The 21412-nt window shown below is 46.9% G+C and carries 18 protein-coding genes and 1 pseudogene; 9 read left to right on the top strand and 10 right to left on the bottom strand.

Going from position 1 to position 21412, the window contains the following annotated elements; all coding sequences use genetic code 11:
* Positions 1 to 19 precede the first annotated feature (19 nt).
* From LZG94_RS25040 to LZG94_RS25025, 4 genes are all read left to right on the top strand, one after another.
* On the top strand, positions 20 to 2779 hold the full coding sequence (locus LZG94_RS25040) for a DUF1553 domain-containing protein (protein ID WP_233794404.1): 2760 nt from the start codon (positions 20 to 22) through the stop codon (positions 2777 to 2779).
* A 36-nt stretch (positions 2780 to 2815) separates the two neighbouring features.
* Positions 2816 to 4294, top strand: coding sequence for a DUF1501 domain-containing protein (locus LZG94_RS25035; protein ID WP_233794403.1), 1479 nt, complete (start codon positions 2816 to 2818; stop codon positions 4292 to 4294).
* Between the two features lie 16 nt (positions 4295 to 4310).
* Positions 4311 to 5804: a c-type cytochrome domain-containing protein gene (locus LZG94_RS25030; protein ID WP_233794402.1), complete on the top strand. Its 1494-nt coding sequence runs from the start codon at positions 4311 to 4313 to the stop codon at positions 5802 to 5804.
* A gap of 62 nt (positions 5805 to 5866) precedes the next feature.
* Positions 5867 to 8947 carry a PVC-type heme-binding CxxCH protein gene (locus LZG94_RS25025; protein ID WP_233794401.1) on the top strand — a complete coding sequence of 1027 codons (3081 nt, stop codon included), beginning with the start codon at positions 5867 to 5869 and terminating at the stop codon, positions 8945 to 8947.
* Here LZG94_RS25025 and LZG94_RS25020 read toward each other — a convergent pair.
* Entirely contained in the window at positions 8912 to 9376 is a 465-nt protein-coding gene (locus LZG94_RS25020; protein WP_233794400.1) for a hypothetical protein, read from the bottom strand. The genes LZG94_RS25025 and LZG94_RS25020 overlap by 36 nt on opposite strands.
* A 94-nt stretch (positions 9377 to 9470) precedes the next feature.
* The gene (locus LZG94_RS25015) at positions 9471 to 9665 is read right to left on the bottom strand and encodes a hypothetical protein (protein ID WP_233794399.1); all 195 of its coding nucleotides are present in this window, start codon (positions 9663 to 9665) and stop codon (positions 9471 to 9473) included.
* A 98-nt stretch (positions 9666 to 9763) separates the two neighbouring features.
* Here LZG94_RS25015 and LZG94_RS25010 point away from each other — a divergent pair, with 98 nt between their 5' ends.
* Entirely contained in the window at positions 9764 to 10072 is a 309-nt protein-coding gene (locus tag LZG94_RS25010) for a M20/M25/M40 family metallo-hydrolase (RefSeq protein ID WP_233794398.1), read from the top strand.
* Positions 10073 to 10228: 156 nt separating this feature from the next.
* A complete protein-coding gene (locus LZG94_RS26625; RefSeq protein ID WP_409013373.1) occupies positions 10229 to 10531 on the top strand; it encodes a peptidase dimerization domain-containing protein in 303 nt (100 codons plus the stop codon).
* A gap of 21 nt (positions 10532 to 10552) precedes the next feature.
* Here LZG94_RS26625 and LZG94_RS25005 read toward each other — a convergent pair whose 3' ends face one another.
* From LZG94_RS25005 to LZG94_RS24995, 3 genes are all read right to left on the bottom strand, one after another.
* The gene (locus LZG94_RS25005; protein ID WP_233794397.1) at positions 10553 to 10786 is read right to left on the bottom strand and encodes a hypothetical protein; all 234 of its coding nucleotides are present in this window, start codon (positions 10784 to 10786) and stop codon (positions 10553 to 10555) included.
* 81 nt (positions 10787 to 10867) lie between these two features.
* Positions 10868 to 13438 (bottom strand): cation-translocating P-type ATPase, encoded by a 2571-nt coding sequence (locus LZG94_RS25000; protein WP_233794396.1) that lies wholly within the window; start codon positions 13436 to 13438, stop codon positions 10868 to 10870.
* A 68-nt stretch (positions 13439 to 13506) separates the two neighbouring features.
* Positions 13507 to 14016 carry a DUF4833 domain-containing protein gene (locus LZG94_RS24995; protein ID WP_233794395.1) on the bottom strand — a complete coding sequence of 170 codons (510 nt, stop codon included), beginning with the start codon at positions 14014 to 14016 and terminating at the stop codon, positions 13507 to 13509.
* A gap of 348 nt (positions 14017 to 14364) precedes the next feature.
* Here LZG94_RS24995 and LZG94_RS24990 point away from each other — a divergent pair, with 348 nt between their 5' ends.
* Positions 14365 to 15117 carry an SDR family NAD(P)-dependent oxidoreductase gene (locus LZG94_RS24990; protein ID WP_233794394.1) on the top strand — a complete coding sequence of 251 codons (753 nt, stop codon included), beginning with the start codon at positions 14365 to 14367 and terminating at the stop codon, positions 15115 to 15117.
* Between the two features lie 559 nt (positions 15118 to 15676).
* Entirely contained in the window at positions 15677 to 16450 is a 774-nt protein-coding gene (locus LZG94_RS24985; RefSeq protein ID WP_233794393.1) for a hypothetical protein, read from the top strand.
* Between the two features lie 1615 nt (positions 16451 to 18065).
* Here the strand turns inward: LZG94_RS24985 and LZG94_RS24980 are convergent.
* Positions 18066 to 18695, bottom strand: coding sequence for an HAD hydrolase-like protein (locus tag LZG94_RS24980; RefSeq protein ID WP_233794392.1), 630 nt, complete (start codon positions 18693 to 18695; stop codon positions 18066 to 18068).
* Here LZG94_RS24980 and LZG94_RS24975 point away from each other — a divergent pair.
* A complete protein-coding gene (locus tag LZG94_RS24975) occupies positions 18695 to 18988 on the top strand; it encodes an NAD(P)/FAD-dependent oxidoreductase (protein WP_233794391.1) in 294 nt (97 codons plus the stop codon). The genes LZG94_RS24980 and LZG94_RS24975 overlap by 1 nt on opposite strands.
* A gap of 298 nt (positions 18989 to 19286) precedes the next feature.
* On the opposite strand, the gene LZG94_RS26620 is transcribed toward LZG94_RS24975, so the two are convergent.
* The 4 genes and pseudogenes from LZG94_RS26620 to LZG94_RS24960 form a co-directional block, all read right to left on the bottom strand.
* On the bottom strand, positions 19287 to 19556 hold the full coding sequence (locus LZG94_RS26620) for a 2Fe-2S iron-sulfur cluster-binding protein (protein WP_409013366.1): 270 nt from the start codon (positions 19554 to 19556) through the stop codon (positions 19287 to 19289).
* 56 nt (positions 19557 to 19612) lie between these two features.
* Positions 19613 to 20695: a cytochrome-c peroxidase gene (locus tag LZG94_RS24970; RefSeq protein ID WP_233794390.1), complete on the bottom strand. Its 1083-nt coding sequence runs from the start codon at positions 20693 to 20695 to the stop codon at positions 19613 to 19615.
* Between the two features lie 113 nt (positions 20696 to 20808).
* Positions 20809 to 21201, bottom strand: coding sequence for a DUF488 domain-containing protein (locus LZG94_RS24965; protein WP_233794389.1), 393 nt, complete (start codon positions 21199 to 21201; stop codon positions 20809 to 20811).
* Positions 21202 to 21212: 11 nt separating this feature from the next.
* Positions 21213 to 21412 (bottom strand): annotated as a pseudogene (locus LZG94_RS24960) (globin); the annotation flags it as partial.

Below are 21412 nucleotides of genomic sequence, written 5' to 3'. Positions count from 1 at the left end.
AGAACTAATTCATTGCGTTATGATGAGCAAGACTTTAATAGGCGTAATCTGCCTATCCATTTTACTTTACTCCTTCACACTGTCCACTACCTGGTTTGGTCCAAAGGTTGATTACAATGCGGACGTAAAGCCTATTCTGAACAAGCATTGCATGGGCTGTCATGGCGGGGTAAAAAAAGCAGGCGATGTCAGCTTTCTTTTTGAGCACGAAATGCTTGAAGCCGGCAAGTCTGGAAAGATCCCTGTGGTAAGAGGTGATGCAGATGCAAGTGAGATGATCCGCCGTATCCTCACGGACGATCCCGACGAAAAGATGCCGAAGAATTCGACGCCGCTCAGTGACAACGAAGTTGACGTATTAAAACAATGGATCAATGAAGGGGCAAAATGGGAAACGCACTGGTCATACAAACGGATTGAAAAGCCGGATGTGCCGTCCACACGCAGCTTGTGGAATCTGTTCGGACTTTTAAACTGGAAAGAAAGTAGCTGGCCGAAAAACGAAATCGATCATTTTATCATTGAGAAAGCGAAAGATCAGGGGCTTTCCACATCTTCGGAAGCAAACAAGCCAACGCTCATCCGGCGCCTGAGCCTGGACCTGACGGGCCTGCCCCCTACAAAAGAAGAGGTAGCTGCCTTTGAAAAGGATGGTTCTGCCGACGCTTATGAAAAAGTGGTGGACCGGCTTTTGGGATCCCCGGCGTATGGTGAACGCTGGGCTGGCATGTGGATGGACCTTGCCAGGTATGCCGATACCAAAGGCTATGAAAAAGACGGTGGGCGCAGCATCTGGCGCTATCGCGATTATGTCGTCAAATCCTTTAATTCCGACAAACCTTTCGACCAGTTCACCATTGAGCAGCTTGCCGGAGACTTACTTCCCAAAAAACAGGGGTTGCCCGCGCAGGAGCATTTGGTTGCGACAGGCTTTCACAGGAATACCATGAATAACGATGAGGGCGGAACCTCAGATGAAGAGTTCAGGGTAGCAGCTCAGATTGACCGGGTCAATACAACCTGGGAAGTTTGGCAGGGTACCACGTTTGCCTGCATACAATGCCACAGCCATCCCTATGACCCCATCTCGCATGATGAGTATTATAAATACATGGCGTTTTTTAACAATACCCGTGATGAGGATGTACCCAGCGATTCACCCACGATGCGTTTTTACAAAGGAGAGGACTCGGCGCGGGTCCAAAGGGTTATGGACTGGATAACCAGACATGAACCCGAACAGGCCAGCCAGGTTTCACAGTTTGTGCACATCACAGAACCCAAGATCAACTCCCACGATTTCAAAATCATAGGAAAGTCAACGCTTCTGGACGGGAAGTACTTAGGTCTTAAACAAAAAACCTCCGCCCGCCTGCCAGCAGTCAGCCTAACAGGTATGTCTCAGCTAGTGGTAAGTATTGGAACGCAGGCAGAAAATGCGCTTCTCACCATCAAAACAGATACCCTGGCCAAGGAAATGCTCGCACAGTTTAAGGTACCCACAACAGGATACAAGGATACGGTGCTTGTTGTTCCTATCAACCAGGTTGCGGGAAAACACGACCTGTACTTTACGTTGGAAAGTCCAAAAATGCCGGATAAATGGGTGCAGATCAAATGGCTTTCTTTTCAAAAAGCATTGCCTGGCAAAGATCAGGCCAACTATGAGGAAATCATCGCCGACTATTCTCAGCTGCTGACATCCAAGACTGACGAAACTCCTATCCTTTGGGAATCAGCCGGAGATATGGTCCGGAAAACGAATGTGTTTGTTCGGGGAAACTGGCTTGTTAAAGGTGCGGAGGTGAAACCGGACATTCCAAAACTGCTGACACCAATGCCAAAGGAGTATGCCAGGAACCGCCTGGGTCTTGCGCGGTGGATGGTACACAGGGATAATGCGCTTACCTCCCGTGTGATCGTCAACCGATTCTGGGAGCAGCTTTTCGGCAGGGGGATTGTTGAGACTGTTGAAGACTTCGGTTCCCAGGGCAGCGCCCCTTCCCATCCGGAACTTCTGGACTGGCTGGCAGTAGAATTCATGACAAACTACCGATGGAGTGTCAAACTCTTGTTGAAGCAAATGGTGATGTCGGCTACTTACAGGCAGGATTCACGGTCAGACAAGGAAAAGACAGAAAAAGATCCGGAAAACATGTGGCTGACGCGCGGGCCACGCGTAAGGCTTAGTGCGGAGCAGATCAGGGACCAGGCGCTGGCGGTGTCGGGGTTACTTTCAACTAAAATGTACGGGCCCGGCGTGATGCCTCCCCAGCCAGACGGGATCTGGCTCTCGCCATACAGTGGTGAAACATGGGTGCCAAGCCAGGGAGAAGACAAGCACCGCAGAGCCATTTACACCTATTGGAAACGTACAGCCCCCTACCCTTCCATGATGACTTTTGACTCACCCAGCCGAGAATTTTGTCAGTCCAGACGCATACGGACCAATACGCCTCTGCAGGCTCTGGTCACATTGAACGATCCGGTTTATATGGAAGCAGCTGTCCAACTGGCATTGAAGATGAGAGGCAGCGCGCCAACACCGCAGCAGCAACTTCGGGCAGGTTACCGAATGGTCACATTCCAACCGGTCAGTGAAAAGAAGCTCGCTGCACTACTCAATATCTATGAAAGTGCTTTGACCAGGTATAAAAGTAAGCCTGCAGATGTGGATAGCGTCCTGGTTTATTCAGCACAGAAGTCTCCGGAACTGGCGGCGCTGGCAGTATCGGCGAATGTACTTCTGAATCTGGATGGTGCAGTCACCAAAGAATAGCGTTGCACACTGAACTTCATCTTAAAAACTTTGAAAATGGAAAAGCTGATAACAGAATTACAACAAACAAAGGTACTACACCAGACACGCCGTCATTTTCTTCAGTCCTGTGGATTTAGTTTAGGTGCGTTAGGGTTAGGTTCACTACTGGATTCCTGCAGCCCAACAACTTCGAATCCGTCAGGGCTATCAGCGGATGCGATGTCTGTAAAAACTCCTCAGTTTGTCCCGAAAGCCAAAAGAGTCATTTATATCCACATGGCCGGAGCTCCTTCACAGCTGGAACTCTTTGATTACAAACCTGAACTCCTGAAATATCACGGCAAAGACTGTCCTGCCGAGTTCCTGGAAGGCAAGAAGTTTGCATTCATTCAGGGCGTGCCTAAAATGCTCGGCCCGCAGGGAAAATTCAACCAGTACGGGCAATCTGGCGCCTGGATTTCTGATTATCTGCCCCATTTACAAACTGTTGCGGACGATATCACCTTCATCAAGTCCATGCATACGGACCAGTTCAATCACGCGCCAGCACAGTTGCTTATGCACACTGGGGGGGCGCGGCTCGGCCGGCCGAGCCTGGGATCCTGGGCCGTGTATGGCCTTGGATCTGAAAATCAGAACTTACCGGGATTCATTGTGCTCACATCAGGAGGTAAACAGCCCGACGCCGGAAAGAGCATCTGGGGAAGCGGGTTCCTGCCTTCTGTATATCAGGGCGTTCAATGTCGCACGGGAACAGATCCCGTATTGTACGTTTCGGACCCAAAAGGGATCAGCCGCGATTTGCGCAAGCAAACCATTGAAACAATTAACGAAATCAACCGGCAGAGCTACGAAGACATACAGGACCCGGAAATACTGACACGCATCAGCCAGTATGAAATGGCGTTCCGGATGCAAATGTCTGTCCCCGAGGTGATGGATATCACAAAGGAGCCTTCGTTTATTTTGGATATGTATGGTGTCAAACCGGGGGAAGGCTCATTTGCAATGAACTGTCTGCTTGCCCGCAAACTGATCGAAAATGATGTGCGTTTCGTGCAGCTTTTTGACTGGGGATGGGACGGGCACGGATCAAATGCGAGGGATAATATAGAGGGCGGGCTTCACGAAAAATGCAGACAGACAGACCAGCCGGTAGCTGCACTTTTGCGCGACTTAAAAATGCGCGGACTTCTGGAGGAAACGCTGGTTGTCTGGGGAGGGGAATTTGGCAGAACGCCCATGCAGGAAAACAGGAATGGCTTGGTAATGCCTTATATGGGCCGCGATCACCATGTGGAAGCATTTACGATGTGGATGGCTGGCGGCGGGATCAAAAAAGGAGTTGTGCATGGAGAGACTGATGAACTGGGGTATTACGGAGTAAAAGACCGGGTTCATGTCCATGATCTTCAGGCTACCATCCTGCACCTGCTGGGCTTCGACCACGAGAAGTTTACCTACCCTTTCCAGGGCCGGAATTTCAGGCTGACAGACGTGGAAGGGAAACTAGTAAAAGAGATTATCGCTTAATTATCTCCTCAATACAATGCATCACCCTCTTCTTGAAGTCACAGGATGGCCCATTTTCATTGGCCGGTTCCATCCTGTTATTGTTCATTTACCAATTGGCTTTTTATTAATCCTGGCACTTCTTGAGATTATGCAGCGGTTCAGCAAAATCCGGGTTAGCCAGGATATGCTACGTTATATCTTACTTTGGTCTGCCATCTCTTCAACACTTGCCTGCGTGGCCGGATACCTTCTTGCATCCGGCGGCGGTTACCAGGAAATGTTACTTAGCAATCACCAATGGCAGGGAATTGCAGTCGCCGCATTTAGCTGGATTGCCTGGATTGTCGGCGCTGATCAGTTCAGAAAAAAAATACAGTCAGGCCGGGTCTTCTATTTTGCCACGCTGGGCATTGCGGTGGCTCTCACATTAGCCGCGGGGCACCAAGGAGGATCGCTCACACACGGCGAAGGTTACTTAACACAACATACGCCTGAACCATTCCGCAGCATCACCGGCATGCAACCTTCCCCCGAACAGGCGGACAATGGGCATCGGATAACAGACATTCAGCAGGCGGTTGTATATACAGACATTGTTAAACCTATTTTGGAGCGCCGTTGTACGCAATGCCATAATGCAAGCAAGCAAAAAGGCGACCTGCGTATGGATCAAATTGCAATGCTTGTGAAGGGAGGAGAATCGGGACCTGCATTAATTACAGGCAACAGTGCCCAAAGCAAGATGATCCTGAGATGTATGTTACCTGAGAATGATGACAAACACATGCCTCCGAAGGGCAAGCCGCAATTGACCCAGGATGAAATTTTGCTGCTATCCTGGTGGATAGACAAGGGCGCCCCGGCTGAAAAAAGAGTGGCCGACCTGAAAATATCCGGCCAAATCGAGCCGGCCTTGGCAACGATCGTGTCAAATGCGAACTCTGCTGCACCCGAGCGAGCAATGAAACCTTCTTTGTTTTCAAAGGAAATTCCCAAGGCTAATGTGAAAGACATTGAAGCGCTCAGAGCGGCAGGTTTGATTGTCAATAATCTCTCAAATGATCAGCATTTTTTGGAAGTAAGTGCAGTCAATTCCCCTGGTTTCGACGACGGGGAATGTACTTTGCTCACCCCGTTATCTGAACAGGTCACCTGGCTTAAACTAGCCGGCACAAATATCACAGATACCGCATTAAGCCACATAGCAGCGCTTAAAAACCTGAGCAAACTTCATCTTGAACATACTGCCATTACCGATCGGGGTTTGGCACAGCTCAAAAATTTGACTCATCTGGAATATTTGAATCTAACCCATACAAAAATCACGGACACAGGACTTAAAACCATTGCATCAATGAAAAGCCTCAAATCTATTTATGTCTGGCAGTCGGCTGTGACAGATTCTGCGGTAGCACAGCTAACCAGGCAATATCCGAAGCTCTCGATTGTCAACGGAGTAAATGTTTCCGGGTTAGCGCAATCCATTAAAAAAACTGATCAACTCGAAGCCACTGCAAAAAAGCATTAATAAATGCACACGACTTTTTTCCAAAAACCCTACCTGCTTCCCGCGTTTTAAATCCTACAAGAATGAACATACACAAGATTTTGGCCCCGGCGGGCCTGGCTATTCTATTAACAGGGCTTACCAGTGAAATCTTCCTGAATAATATGCCGACTGAGCAAAAGCATGTCGTCTCAGACACTTTGTACGAAGATTTGACCGAGGCGCAAAAAAGATCACCAAAGTACGCGGCGGCGGTGCTGGAGGTAACCGACGGGCTGAAAGCCATGCTATTTGCAGCGGAACCTATGGTAACAAATCCGACGAATATCGATGTAGATCACCTGGGCAGAGTATGGGTTTGCGAGGCTTACAACTACCGGCCGGCTATCAACGGAAACCCCACCAAGAACGAAGGCGACCGCATCCTGATCCTGGAAGACAGCAACGCAGACGGGAAGGCCGACAAATCCACGTTATTCTATCAGGGAAAAGAGATTAATTCTCCGCTCGGTATTTGGGTGATGGGCAACCGGGTGGTTGTGTCCCAGAGTCCTTTCGTCTGGCTTTTTACTGACGTTGACCATGATGGAAAGGCCGACAAAAAGGAGATCATTTTTGAAGGTATCGGAGGTGAGCAGCACGACCACGGTATGCATGCATTCACTTTCGGACCCGATGGTAAGTTCTATTTCAATTTCGGTAATGCAGGCGGCCAGTTGCTGGACGGGAATGGAAAGCCGGTAACAGGTCAGGACAACCAGCCCATCGACTTTGGCAGATACAAGCAGGGTATGGTCTTCCGCTGCGATCAGGACTTCAAGAATATTGAGGTCTTGGGAAATAATTTCAGGAATAATTATGAGGTTGCCGTTGATAGTTATGGGACGATGTGGCAGTCAGACAATGACGACGACGGGAACCGCGGCGTCCGTATCAATTACGTGATGCAATATGGCAACTATGGCTATACCGACGAGTTAACGGGAGCGGGCTGGCGCGCAAACCGCACAAACATGGAAGATTCGATCCCGTTCAGGCACTGGCATTTGAATGATCCCGGCGTGGTACCGAACCTTCTCCAAACCGGATCGGGATCGCCAACCGGAATGATCGTTTACGAAGGAACGTTGCTGCCGCAATTGAGGGACCAGATGATCCATTGCGAAGCTGGCCATAATGTGGTCCGTTCATATCCGACAAAAAAGTCGGGTGCAGGATATACGGCAACAATCAGTAATATAGTAGATGGCAAACGCGACCAATGGTTTCGTCCCTCCGATGTGTGTGTGGCACCAGACGGTTCCCTGATCGTTTCCGACTGGTATGATCCGGGCGTAGGGGGACACCAGGCAGCAGATCAGAGCCGGGGCAGATTATTCCGGATTGCACCGGCTGGCGTTTCATATCATACACCTGAAACAGATCTAACAACAGCAAGCGGCGCTGTGAATGGATTGCAAAGCCCGAACATTTCTGTGCGGTACCACGCATGGAATGCCTTGCTAAAAATGGCCGATAAAGCGCTTCCAGAAGTTAGAAAGCTATTTAGTAGCCATGAAAATCCCCGAATGCGGGCTCGCGCGCTTTGGGCTCTTTCCTGTATTGACAAAACAAATACGGATTTTCTGGACAAAGCTGTTGCTGACATGAACCCCGACCTACGGATAGCAGCACTGAGAGTTGTCCGTCAGAATAGAAATAACGAGCTGATAAAATATATTGCCTTACTCGCCAATGATGCAGACACGCAAGTACGGCGTGAATGTGCCTTGTCTCTTCACGGCCTGAAGTTGCCAGGTGTCGCTGCGCTCTGGGCTAGGCTTGCCCTGCAACACGATGGCAGCGACCGCTGGTATCTGGAAGCACTGGGGATTGGTGCCGATGGGCAGTGGGATTCGTTTTTTAAAGCATGGCTGGCAATTGCCGGTCAGAACCCAATCAAAAACCAGGCAGGTAGAGACATCGTATGGCGCGCGCGGACACGACAGTCGGTCCCACTCCTGACATCACTTGCCAGTGATCCGAAAGTTCCATTAAGTAGTCGCCTGCGTTATTTCAGAGCTTTTGACTTCAATCCGGGCAGTAAAGAGAAGTCTGCTGCTTTGCTGAAACTGACGCAAATAAACACGCCTGATCAGAACGAGGTTACCAACCTGGCATTGCACCATCTTGATCCTAGCTTCGTCCGCCAGTCCCCGCAGGCGCTCACGGCTCTTAAAAAACTGCTCAACGACACGTATGGCACAGCCGGCTATATGGATCTGGTGGCCCGCTACGAGCTTCCTTCCGAAAACGAACGCTTGCTGAATCTGGCGCTATCGCAGTCAGCCACGCCTATGGGACGTCAGGCCGGGCAGCAGCTGCTCAGGCAGGGCGGATCAGGTTTAATATGGAAGACGATCAACGGAAAAAACGCACACGATACAAAAAATGTACTGGCCGCCATTCGGAGTGTGGGAAGCAAGGAGTCAATTGGAATTTTAGAAAGTGTTGCGCTGGACCCGGGATATGCAGTTAATATTCGTATTGATGCGGCCCTTGCGGCGACAAGTACATCAAACGGAGAAGACCGAATGTTGGTTTTGTTAAGACAAGATAAGCTTCCAGGAGAACTGAAAAGTGCCGTATTGCAGAAATTGAGTAACGCCTGGCGCAAATCGGTAAAACAAGAGGCCAATGAGTTTCTTGGACAAAACTCCCAGCCTGCCCAAAAGAAGCATCCGGCACTTGCAGAGCTGGCAAAGATGCGTGGCGAGGCCGCAAAAGGTAAGGAGGTATTCATGCAGTACTGCGCCATTTGCCACCAGGTAAATAAGGAGGGTGCTGATTTCGGCCCTAAACTCTCGGAAATCGGGAGCAAGCTTCCCAGGGAGGCGCAATATGCTGCCATTTTCGAACCCAGCTCAGGAATCAGCTTCGGTTATGAAGGCGTAGAGATCACCTTCAAGGACGGTTCTACGGCTGGGGGGCTAATTTTAAGTAAAACAGAAACGGACATTACGCTGAAATTTCCGGGTGGGTCACATCAGGAATACAAAATGTCGCAGGTGAAATCCATCAACCAGATGAAAGATTCGATGATGCCGGCCGGCCTTCAGGATGCGATGAGCACGGAAGAATTGGTCAATCTAGTAGAATATATGAGTGGTTTGAAAGGAAATTAAGTTTGATAATAGTTGGTTCCCGCTGCATCTGCTCACAAGGCTGGTACCGGCCATGATTAGATTTTTTTCATCTGGCAAATGCCAGCTTTTTTTGTTTGATTGATTTACTGCGCCAACATTTTCGGCGCGGCATAGGTCATAAAGCACGCCAGGTCGGAAAAGCCCAGGAAAAAGAGCGACATCGTGCGCGGGCCGCCAGGGCGACAAGCGTCCTACCCTACCGAGCCAATACGCCAGAACGATATTTGAAAGCGCCAAAACCGTATTGACCAGCCGTGTGGATAATCCTTTAAAGGGCGGCGAAGTGAATGGCGTGGGAAAACCTTGCCCGTTAATGCCATGCACCAAGTGGGGCAGCAGGTTCAGCGCCCAGAAGCCTGAGAAAAAACAAGCCAGATAATGCGTCCATTTCAATGCAGGATTGTTCACAAGTAGTCTTTGTCAGGGGCTGGCAGAAAAATATACCGGTCACGCAAAAAGGCAGCAACCCAGATCAGCACCAACGGGGTAAGTGCATTGAGCATCATGTGGTGTGAAACCTGGGTGGCCATTGCGCCTGCGAAATATCAGTCAGCAAAATGAAGCCGATCTTCATGGTTTTGGGAAAGGCAAACAAGGTAGCAAAAGCGATCTCGGCAATGCCCGACAGCACCCGGTAATGGCCAACACCTACCGTATCGAGCATTTTTACCACATCCGGGCTGCCGGATAGCTTCATTACACCGCTCATTGCGGCCATTCCAACAGCCAGCACTGTAACCGACAGCTCGCTGAGTATCCGGGCGATATCATGGAAGGAGTACGCTTACGGGCGTCGTGGGTATACTGAAAGGCAGCAAGCCAGGAAAAATGGTTGCATTACGGGCAGATATGGATGCCTTACCCGTTACAGAGCCGGCTGGGCTGCCTTTTGCTTCAAAGGCCACCACTCAACAACACGGGGCGACGGTGGGCCTGATGCACGCTTGTGGGCATGACACGCATACGGCAATGCTGATGGCTACCGCCGAAGTGCTTTCAAGCCTGAAAGCCGACCTTCCTGGTTCAGTTATGTTTATTTTCCAGCCTGCCGAAGAAGGGTCCAGTGTGGTCCAGCCTGGAAACAGCCAAAAGCTGGGGAGCTAAAAGGATGCTTGAAGATGGTATGTTCAAAAAAAAAACCGGATGCAGTTTTCGGACTGCACGTTCATCCAGGTAAGTCAGGCCAAATTGATTACAAAAGCGGACCAGCCACTGCCAGCAGCGACGTTCTGAATATAACTGTCAGTGGCCAGCAGGGCCATGGAGGTAGGCCCTGGAATATCAAAGACCCCATTGTACATCCGCTTATGTGATAGCAGGCCTGTAATCCGTGGTCAGCCTGCGGACTTAACCAAGTCTCCCGCCGTTGTTTCTGTGGGAATGATTCATGGTGGATCCACTCAGAACGTAATCCCAGACACTGTAAAAATGGTCGGTACCATCCGATCCTACGACCCTGGGGCACGCAAGAAACTCCATGCAGACATTAAGCAGGCCGCCGAGCATATGCGGAAGGAACCTATGCGAAAGCGCAGGTTGATATTTTGCCTATGTGTGATGTAACAGATAACAATGATACCCTGGCTAACCAGATGCTTCCAGTGCTAAAACGCGCGGCGGAAGCAGGCGTGGTTCCAGGATCCTTACAGGGTGCTTCGGAAGACTTCTCCTATTTTGCCAAGGAAGTCCACGGCTGTATATTTTCCTGGGAGTTACGCCCGATGGTGACGACCCGGCCAAAGCTGCTCCAAACCACAATCCTAAATTCTTTGTCGATGAAAAGGCACTGGCTGTGGGTACCAGGGCGATGTCGGCCATGGCTGTTCACTTTCTAATCAGCAGATCGAACAAATAAAGCTGACCATATTCGGTTCTGCTTTTAGATATGAACTCGATTTATCACTCTGGCGATTTCAGATATTTCTTCTTATTCACAAGCTTTACTAACTCAATAAAAGCAATACAAACCATAGTTACAATTACAATCATTAGCATGACATTCCAGCTTAAGGGCGTTGTTTTAAAAACAGTATCCAAAAACGGAACATATACAATTAACATTTGAAGGAGAACCGTTAGCAGTATTGCTGCCCACATACCCCGGTTGTCAAAAATGTCGGAAGAAAACACGGAATGGTATGTGGAACGAACGGAAAGTGCATTGCCTAACTGCACAAAGCATAAAGTTGTGAACACCGCTGTTTGTTGTGTAATAACATCGTAACCTTCATTAATGCACCACCACTGGATAAAAAGTGATGCAAACGTCATCACGATCCCGGTGACAACGATCCGAAGGATCAGACCGCCAGCAAATAAATTTTCTTTTGGCGGGCGCGGCGGGCGGTTCATAATGTCCTTTTCAGCAGGTTCCGCCACAAGTGCGATACCGGGCAAGCCGTCAGTTACCAGATTTATCCAAAGGATGTGAATAGGAAGCAAGGGGATCGCAAAGCTCAGGATAGGCGCAAAGAAGATGACGAGTATCTCACCCAGGTTGCAGGACAGAACATAAACGATAAACTTCTTGATGTTTTCATAAATCCTCCTGCCTTCACGAACAGCCTTCACAATAGTGGCAAAATTGTCGTCCAGCAAGATCATATCAGATGCTTCTTTTGATACGTCGGTACCGGTAATGCCCATCGCAATACCTATATCAGACTGTTTAAGTGATGGTGCATCATTTACGCCATCGCCAGTCATGGCGACAAATTCACCATTGGTTTGCAATGCTTTTACAATGTTCAGCTTTTGTTCGGGCGACACACGTGCATATACCGCAATATGTTTTGTTACACTTTTAAACTCTTCGTCAGTCAGCTTCTCCAAATCGGAGCCTGCCCTAACCTCTCCCGATCCTTCGTCGATCATACCCAGGCGCTGGGCAATGGCGGTGGCGGTAAGTGGCTGGTCGCCGGTTATCATCACGGTTTTTATCCCAGCGGTTTTGCATTCCTTAATGGCCTCTATGACCTCTTCTCGTGGCGGATCAATCATGGCCGTCATTCCCAGAAATTCAAGGTCACGCTCTTCGTCTGAGGTAATTGTGCCCGGGTCTTTTTCAAATATTTTGTAACCAAAAAACAAAACGCGCAGGCCATCTGCTGCCCATTCTCTATTCTGCGCCAGCCACCCTCCTGTCTGATCCCTGTAACTTTCAGAAAGTGATGACAGCATTCTTGACGGAGCGCCTTTCACAAACAAGATCCATTTGTCGTCGTATTGATGTAAAGTGCCCATCCGCATGCGAACTGAATCGAATGGCAGTTTTTCGAGGAGCGGGAATTTTTTGTCAGCTTCTTCCTTTGTTTTCCCATTGTCCAGCGCATACTTCACCAATGCTGTTTCGGTAGAATCCCCCAGCAACTCTTTATCAGCGGAAAAGCGAACTTCGTTGTTTAGCATCATAGCGTAGCTCAGCAGTTCTTCCTTTCCTTCTGAGGCCAGTATTTTTTCAACCGTCATGATGTTTTGCGTAAGCGTCCCTGTTTTATCGCTGCATATATAGGTAACCGAACCCAATGTTTCGACCGCAGGCAACTTTCTCATCAGCGCATTCTGGTTGACCATCCGGCGGGCACCCTGCGCGAGGGCTATGGTGATTACGGCAGGCAATGCCTCGGGCAAAGCGGCGACAGCCAGCGAGAGTGCAGTAAGAAACATAGCAAATGGCGGCTCGCCACGAAGCAGGCCAAGACCAAAAACAAAAAGGCAAATCACCAGAACGATAACCGCCAGTTGCTTACTAAAAACCGCGAGCCTTTTTTGAAGTGGCGTTTTTTGAGCACTCACCTCCATCATCCCGGCGATTTTTCCAATTTCGGTATTCATACCAATCGTAGTCACCACCGCTTTCGCCGAACCATTACTTACAATCGTACCTTTGAAAACCATATTGAGCTGGTCACCAGGTACTATGTTCTCTTCTTTTATCGGTCTGGTTATCTTTTCTATTGAATGGCTTTCTCCGGTAAGCGATGCCTCGTCTGTTTTGAGAGAACTTACCTCGATCAATCTTGCATCGGCAGGGACAATATCACCGGCTTCCAGTAAAATTATGTCGCCGGGCACCAACTGGCTGGCTTCAATTTTTGAAGGATTATTATCGCGGAGCACTGTCGCAAATTGAGCCGACATGTTTTGCAACATTCTGACAGACTCCTCAGCATTATATTCTTGCGAGTAACCCATCCATGCATTGCCAAGTATAATGGCTAGGATAACATAAGCATCTGTATGTTCGCCAACGATAAATGAGATAACTGCTGCAAGAATAAGTATCAGGATCATTACATCCTTAAACTGCCCCACAAGAATGGACAGCTTGCTTTTTCGTTTGGCCTCCTGTAATACATTTTTCCCAAACTCCTTCTGAAGATCAGCAATTGTATCTCTCTTTAAACCGGAAATAGAAGTGTTAAGAGCACTTAAAACATCTACCGTGTTAAGCTGGAACCATGTTTGCATATCTGATAAACAATTTAAATAGATGAGCACTCACCTTCTATGCAAAAAACTAAACCTATCAATTATTACTACTGTTTCGGAATCGTTTTTTCGATTATAGCTTGCCCGGTCTCGAAATCCGCACCATAGAAAAGCGCATAATCGAGTTTCACTTTAAGGCCGGACGTGCCCTCCTTGATTTTAAGAAAAATCCTATCCAAAAACATCTTCCGGTTGTTGACCGTCACATAAACCTTCGGCACTCCTGATTTGACCAAATTAAGGTAGAATGTCACTTTCTTTGAAGCTGCGAGCTGCATCTCGTACACATTAGCAGACAAACGCCTCGTTTTCATTCCAAATGCAAACTTTCTTTGAATAACGGAGAGTGATGTACGTTTCCCTCCTTCCGTATAGGCGATCCTATACACATCAACAGGTTTGTCGTCCAGGATGTTACTATCTTTAATAACAGCGTCATAGACAAAGGTGTTATGATTGTTGCTATGCTGAATATAAAACAAACGGTTTTTGTTAAATGGCGGCACAGGATAGGCTTCCTGCGAATAAGATCTTGAACTAAAGATTACCAAAAACAAGATTATAAGATATTTCACGACTTTTATCCGTTGGTTGAGATTTCGATGTGCAGGATGCTAAGCTCGATGTATAAGATGCGCTTTTGACCTTTCACAAGATACTGAACAATCTAGCGAGAAACTTTGTACGTATCGGAATTTGCCCGGGTACAAAGTTGGTGGATGTTACTATCAAGCAAAAAATTACTTGAAAGGCTTTTGCCATAATTATTTCGAGCCCTAATGGTTGACTGATTTGCAAAATAGGAGTCTTTTGTTGAAGCTAAGATGCGCCACTGCACACAAAAAGCTGATTTCAGTCATTTTTAATTGACTTTGCGGCAATTAGTTTTGGGAAAAACTAATTCTATGAACAGACTAGATAATAAAATCGCGGTTGTTACCGGAGCTGCCGGAGGAATGGGTGAAGCCATCGCACGGCTTTTCGCTCAGGAAGGTGCCAAAGTGCTGGCAACTGATATTCAGGAAGATAAATTAAGAACGTGGGTATCGGGCGCACAAAATGAAGGTGCGGCGATCGAATGGGAAAAACACGACGTAGCATCGGAAACTGACTGGCATATTGTGGTTGATAAAGCCATCAACTTATATGGCAAAGTAGATATTCTCATAAATAATGCGGGCATTTACCCTGTCGGCGCATCGACGGAAAGTACTTCCGTTAATGAATGGGAAAAAGTATTGGCTATTAACGTTACCAGCTCGTTTATCGGGACAAAGCTTTGCGCCCCATCAATGAAATCTTGTGGCGGCGGTTCTGTTGTCAATATTTCTTCCATCGCAGGGATCGTGGGCGGCAATGGACCTGCGTACTCGGCTTCCAAAGCTGCTCAACGTTTATTGACCAAAGATCAGGCCGTGGAATTGGCTAAGTACAACATTCGGGTCAATTCAATCCATCCCGGCGGCGTGCTGACCCCCATGACAGATTTCATGGTTAGTTTGGAAGCCTCCGAAGAAATTTTAAAGAACATGTGCCCGCTCGGTCGTATCGGTAACGTCATGGAAATAGCCTATGGAGCGCTATACCTGGCCAGTGATGAATCCTCTTATACAACCGGGACAGAACTGATAATAGACGGGGGGGTGACTGCCCGGTAATAAAAGAAATATGCACGGGGTAATAATTGCATACATAGCGGATCTTGACACCAGCTACTAGCTGCATAAGTTTACGTAGACATACAACTTTGAAGGCGATAACCCTGTTTCAAAACATCTCCTGGTATCTAACTTTCATCAGCCGCTGAATCAAGGTACCTGGCAGCGAAGCACGCCAGCGCCTACGTATTTATCTGGTTTCTGCATACCGAGTAATTGTGATTGCTCTCGCTAATTGTTAACGATTGGTAGTTCATCATGGACAGACACATATCCTGGAAGGATTACTTTACTGACCACCCATTGAACTCAGCAATCAGTACTTAACTGTTGTGTCATAGACAATGGCTTCATCCCATTTATGTTGGGTCATCATGGAAATTGGTGAATGATGGATCGACTTTCATTGTGATGTTTGAGTAACCCTTGAATTCTGTCTACCGCCTCAAAATAGATGGTATCTTGTCACGTTCAGTCACTTCACCTCTAAAATACCGGGAAAGCTTCGACATAGGAGTTTTTGATTTAAACTGCCTATTTTATATGTCTGGTCTGAGCATTGGGTGAACAATGCTCAGCGCTCTCTGAAACCGATGGGGGAAAAGCTGCTTATAAAGATCTTGAAATTGATAAATCGATTCGTCCCCACAACCAAAGCCAAATTGATAGAATTCAATCCAGTGATGCCTTGAAGAACGGAGAATTTAACACAGGACAAACAACCTTCGGTAAATACGTTAGCTGGCTTGTGTTTATACTGGGCCTCACGTATGCGCTTATTACCATTGGAGGCATTTTATCAATCGCCTCACCGGCTGAGCAAATCGGCCAACCTTACTTTTTGCTAATGGAGTTGCTGATTATACTAATTGCCCCTTTGATGGGAGTAACCATGATTTCAGTTCACTTCACTACTGATCCCGATTACAAAATATTTAGCTTGGCCGCAACTTGCTGCATGTTCGTAATGGCCACCATTACTTCCAGCGTTCATTTTGTTGTGTTATCTACAGGAAGTCAATTGACGGCACATTATCCGTTCTTTTTTACCTTTCAATGGCCATCCATTGTTTACGCACTTGATATTCTCGCCTGGGACTGGTTTTATGCATTATCAATGTTCTTTGCTGCTACTGTTTTTCGAAAAACCCGGCTGGAAATATCCATACGAATAACAATGATAACCAGTGGAGTTTTAAGCCTTACCGGCTTGTTGGGCATACCGTTTGAAAACATGCAGTTAAGAAATATCGGCATAGTGGGATACGGCCTGATCGGTCCGCTTGTTTTTTTATTAATAGGAATATCGATGAAAAATAAAAGGGTATTTTAAAAACTAGACGATTGTCATCTAAATGCACCATCGAACAACTCGGGTTAGAAGGTATCTTTTAAACTGCTTTCTTTTGACCGTACCGATAATGGTATGGAACCTTATTCTCACTAATCATCTGCCTCGACCCTTTCAACCCGAAATATTTTGGAATAATATATCCCATTAGTATTGGTGATTGGAGAACAGGCTTCAAGAATAATGATTTTCGGATTGAGTTTATTGATGCCTCTTTCCATCACATCCAAATCTCAGAAAAAAGGCCTGTCTTTATATATATTCGGAGTGTTAGCCTATTTCGCATCCTGGCTACCTTTGATCTGGCACCCGGAAAGTGTATGGAGCAATTGTTATCTCGGTTTTATGGCCCCGGCCTATACACCCATGTTATGGCTTACCGGTATCGCACTCACCGGTAATAAATGCTATCCGAATCTTCCCTGCATACGGGGGTTATTTATAATCCTTTCCGTTATTTTTATGTTGTTTCATAACATACATGCATTCATCATCTACAATAGGATTTGCCAGCACTGATATCAACAACTTTGCGGGTTAATTAGGCAACACTGTTCATATTTAGAACTGGGACAAAGCGCATTTTTTATACCGCGTTGGTTACTTTAAACCGACCTTGCAGATGAATAGCCATTCAGGATCTGCCAGCAATGACTGTATAAATTCAAAAACGACTGAAAGCGAATGAGCTTTGCATGACAGAGATGTTAACTGACGCAGTGTACTCGAATGGGTTACTATGAGTCCCTGGAACTGAGAAATGTCATGGCATTCTACGATGGCTAGAAGAGATTTAACGAAAATTGCCAAGTCGAAGGAATCATTGACAAGATGCTATCTAAGGTGCCCAAAGACCTGGAAACAATCTAACTTGTAACCAGGACTTCTGAACACATTCCCTAACTCATTCGGTAATGTGTAACAGACCATGCCCTACGTTTACAGATGCAATGATTACCTCGAGTAAATGGGGTTGCTGCACACGGACAAAGTGATTAGTAGTGATTTTGCGCTCAATAAGTTGTGGAATTGAAACTGTTTTCCATATACTTTGCGCCATATACCCCTTGAGGTTGTTGTGCACCTGAGTCGTGGTAGGATACCTCCTAAATGTAGCCCGTGAGCAATCCTCCCGCGAGAGGAAAATAACATATTGCGCTCATACGAAGTGTTCCGCCATTGGAATCAATTCACGCTCGCCCGTACTTTGCATCAGTTATAATCGATCTGTAACGCTGTCGAAAGGTATAGCGCCGAAAATGCTTGCTACTTTCTAGGCATGAGAATCTGCCATTAAGGCTAAGCCTTTCTTGTTTGTACGTAACGAATTAAGCTAAGAGCTGTCTTACTGCACTGACAAGTTTACATGTAGTATTCCCGACAACCTAAATACCTCGATCCTTAGGTATACGGCCACTGCTGCCGGATTAAAGGAATTTAGAAAATACCCTCTGATATGCCGGATTATGGCTCCCGGTGTCGTACTATCAGGGATTTGGTTAACCAGCTGCGGAAGATCAAGTGTTGGACAGCATGGAACGTGCGGCAGATTTAAAAAGGATAAGAAATAAAGGGTAATAACGGATGAATATCAATTTCAACTTGCTTTCACAATGTTCAAAATTTCTCCTGGGCTAGCTACCAGATAGTCTGACCTCGCGGCAGCGGCTGTTTCTTTGGTGTCATAACCCCATTCAACCCAGGCGATTTTGATACCCACTTTTTGACAAGCAATGATGTCCCGCGTTTCATCTCCTACATAGAGGACTTGGTTGGCACCGAGGTCATACTTTTTAAGAAATTTGGCGATCAGTCTGTCTTTCCCAAACAGGCTGGCCTTACAATAAATCTTACTGATAGACTCTACATTATTAGATAAAAGAAAACGTGTAATATTTTGTTCGGCATTAGACGAGATGATTGCTGTCTGGCAGCCTAAATCGTTAAGCCCTGCCAGCAGCTCTTTGATCCCGTCAAAGAGCTTCACCTGTTGAAGCTCTGTTTTGTATAGCGACAAGAATTCCGATGCTATCAACGGAATTCTATACATGGGGACATTGAGATACTTGCAACGCTCCGGAATGGTAAGGCTTCGCAAGTATTGCAAGTTGCCAGATTCGATCTGCCGGTAAGCTTTTTTTGCAGCTATTTGGTTATAAACAGAGATAAAAACTTCATAGGAATCGGCCAGGGTTCCATCGAAATCGAAAATAACGTAATTAAACATTGAATATTGACTATAAAAATGGAATTGATGATCACGGGCAAATTTCAGAAAGTCCGGTCGTATCCGAATGTTTCTTTTTAAAAGACTTATGTATTGGGATCAGGGTTACCATTAATTATTCAACGCTACGTCCACCTTTCTTTGCTAACCGAAAACTTCCGTTAAATAAGCCTTGGAAGGCTAATCGACCTATGCCGATTACGCTGATTAGTGATGCAGCCCATTTGATGCCGCCCTTTACCGGTCAAGGGATCAATACTGGCCTGATGGACGCTTCTAGTGTTAGCGGATAATTTGACGAGCGGAAATTACGAAACCATACGAGCCGCTTTCCACGATTACAAACAAAGATGTTTGCCTATGCGTTCGATCCCACCAGATCGAGCGAAATGAGTTAGAAATGCGTCATCCCGTTTTACGTTCAAACGATCATACATTAAAAGCATTCTAATTTTAGGTCAAGAAATCTTGCTTGAGGTGACTCCAAAAGCGGCACCCATTTTTTGCACATCATGATGCAGAATGGGTTCAAAAAGGGACCAGGACCCCAAATGGTTAGGGCAGCTGTCAGGTTAAACAGGATTAAAATATTCAAAAAATGGAAGGCTCAATTGTTATTTTTGAATTAGCAAGCCAATCGTCAACAGGAACCTGACAGGCTAAGGTGCAGCGTCCGTCTATCTGTACCATACAGGTTCCGCAGCTCCCCATACCACAGCAGAGCCCAAATCCGGAAATGCTCACATAATCCGAAATCAACGTCATCAAGGACAAGTATTTCTTTTCCCGGGTCTGGACCTGATATTCCTCAGTTCCGTAGATCAGTGTAAAGAGAATTGTGCTTTTGGGTTCTTCTTCCAAATTGATAAGGTTGACTATATTTTGTATTGACGTTTTGGTTTAACTTCTCTCTGTGCTCAAAGGCCTACCACAGGCAAACCACTCGGTACAGTTGCAGGGATTGTTTTGTCAAAGGAATCATCGTTGAGCGTGTTCAAAAATTCGACGATCCTTGAAATATCTTTAAAATTCACGTCCATGTGTGTCGCAAGCGAATCAATGCTGCCGGCTTTCACGTTCGGGTTCAGGATCTTGCCTCCTGCCACATCCTCATAAAATAACAACACCTGATCCAGGGTAGTAAACTTGCCACTGTGCATGTAAGGAGCGGTAAAGCGCAGGTTACGTAGTGTGGGTGTCCGGAAAGCATAATCCTGGTTGATCCCCGGATCACTTTCTGCCCGGTTATCCGTGTCGGGCACGCCCAGGGTATGTAGCTTATAATCAGAAAACATCGGGCCCGAGTGACATTTTGCGCACCCTGTTACTAAAAACGCATTCAGCCCATCTTTTTCGCTGGTCGACAATGCGCTGCTATCACCACGCATGTACTGGTCAAACCTGGTATTGGTGGCAATCAGCGTTCTCTCGTAGGATGCTAATGCCTTCGCTAAGTTTACCTGGGTGACTGGTTTGGGATCTGTGGGAAATGCTTTCGAAAATAGCTCATTATAGGCAGGGATCTTATTTATCCGCTCGATGATTTCATCCAGGATCTGGTGATCCGCATAACCACTGCCCCGCATTTCTTCCAGTGTTTTAATCGGCTCCAATGCCTGCGCCTCTAAGCCTTTTGCTCTTAAATCCCAAAACATCGGGGCCAGTTCAGGCCTGTATGGTTCATGATTGGTTATGCCGTTAAAGGCTGTGTTTAAAATGCTTTGCGAGTTTCTTTTTACAAACGGAATATCATTGGGGTCCAGAAACTGTCGCTTGCTGCCAGTACCTCTCCCATTTACCCCGATGGAAGTTTCAAGGAACTCTGCATAATTGAACTCGGTCTGGTGGCAGGTGGCGCAGGATACGTCTTTGCTTCCGGAAAGGATAGGGTCAAAAAATAAAAATCGGCCCAGGTTTACCTTTTCCCGGGTCGAAGGGTTGTCTTCCGGGTCTGTTGCATACCTGGGTAATGCGCCCAGATCAGCAATTGTTTCGATCACCTTCGGCTTTCTTTGGCGCAATGTTTCCTGGTCCCTTCCGCAGGAGCTACAAAGAATTGTAAGTATAAACACTAAACAAATGGGATGGATAATCATTGTCTTACCGGAATATCTTACTCATTGATGGTCTGCGTCATAAATTTGTCCAGGAAACATTTCAACGCAATTGCGTTGTTAAACTGTTCGTTTTGGGCAGCATACAAAAGGGATACTTTTTTGTGCTGCTTGATCAAAGCGATAAGTTGCCCGGCAATTTGCCTGTTTTTGTTGAGCTGGAAGGTGTAGTCTGCAACAAACTCCGGCCACCGTTCCGGGTCGTGGTTAAACGATTTTCTCAATTCAGCACTCGGGGCAATTTCCCTCAGCCAAAGGTCGACCCCGGCCTGGCTTTTCTTTAATCCCCTGGGCCACAAACGGTCAACAAGTATGCGAAAGCCATCCTTTTTGCTGGCCGGTTCATATATCCGCTTTACGTTTATTACAAGATCTTGGTGAGTCGTTTCCATATTATCAGACCTTACAAAATCACACGAGATGGGTCACTTTGGTAGTACTTGATTTTGTATTCAAACATTTCCGCCATCTTACCTGCCCTGAACTTTGCTTCCTGGGCTTTCTCGCCGACAAACAGTTCATCAATGGTCCCGACAAATAAATCCATCCATTTTTCAAAATGCGTGTGGTCAACCTGTAACATGGCATGCGGCGTAAACGGGC

Source organism: Dyadobacter sp. CY343, assembly GCF_021390335.1.
GTDB lineage: Bacteria > Bacteroidota > Bacteroidia > Cytophagales > Spirosomataceae > Dyadobacter.
The sequence above is the reverse complement of the archived record's forward strand: the minus strand, read 5'-3'. Positions and strand labels throughout refer to the sequence as shown.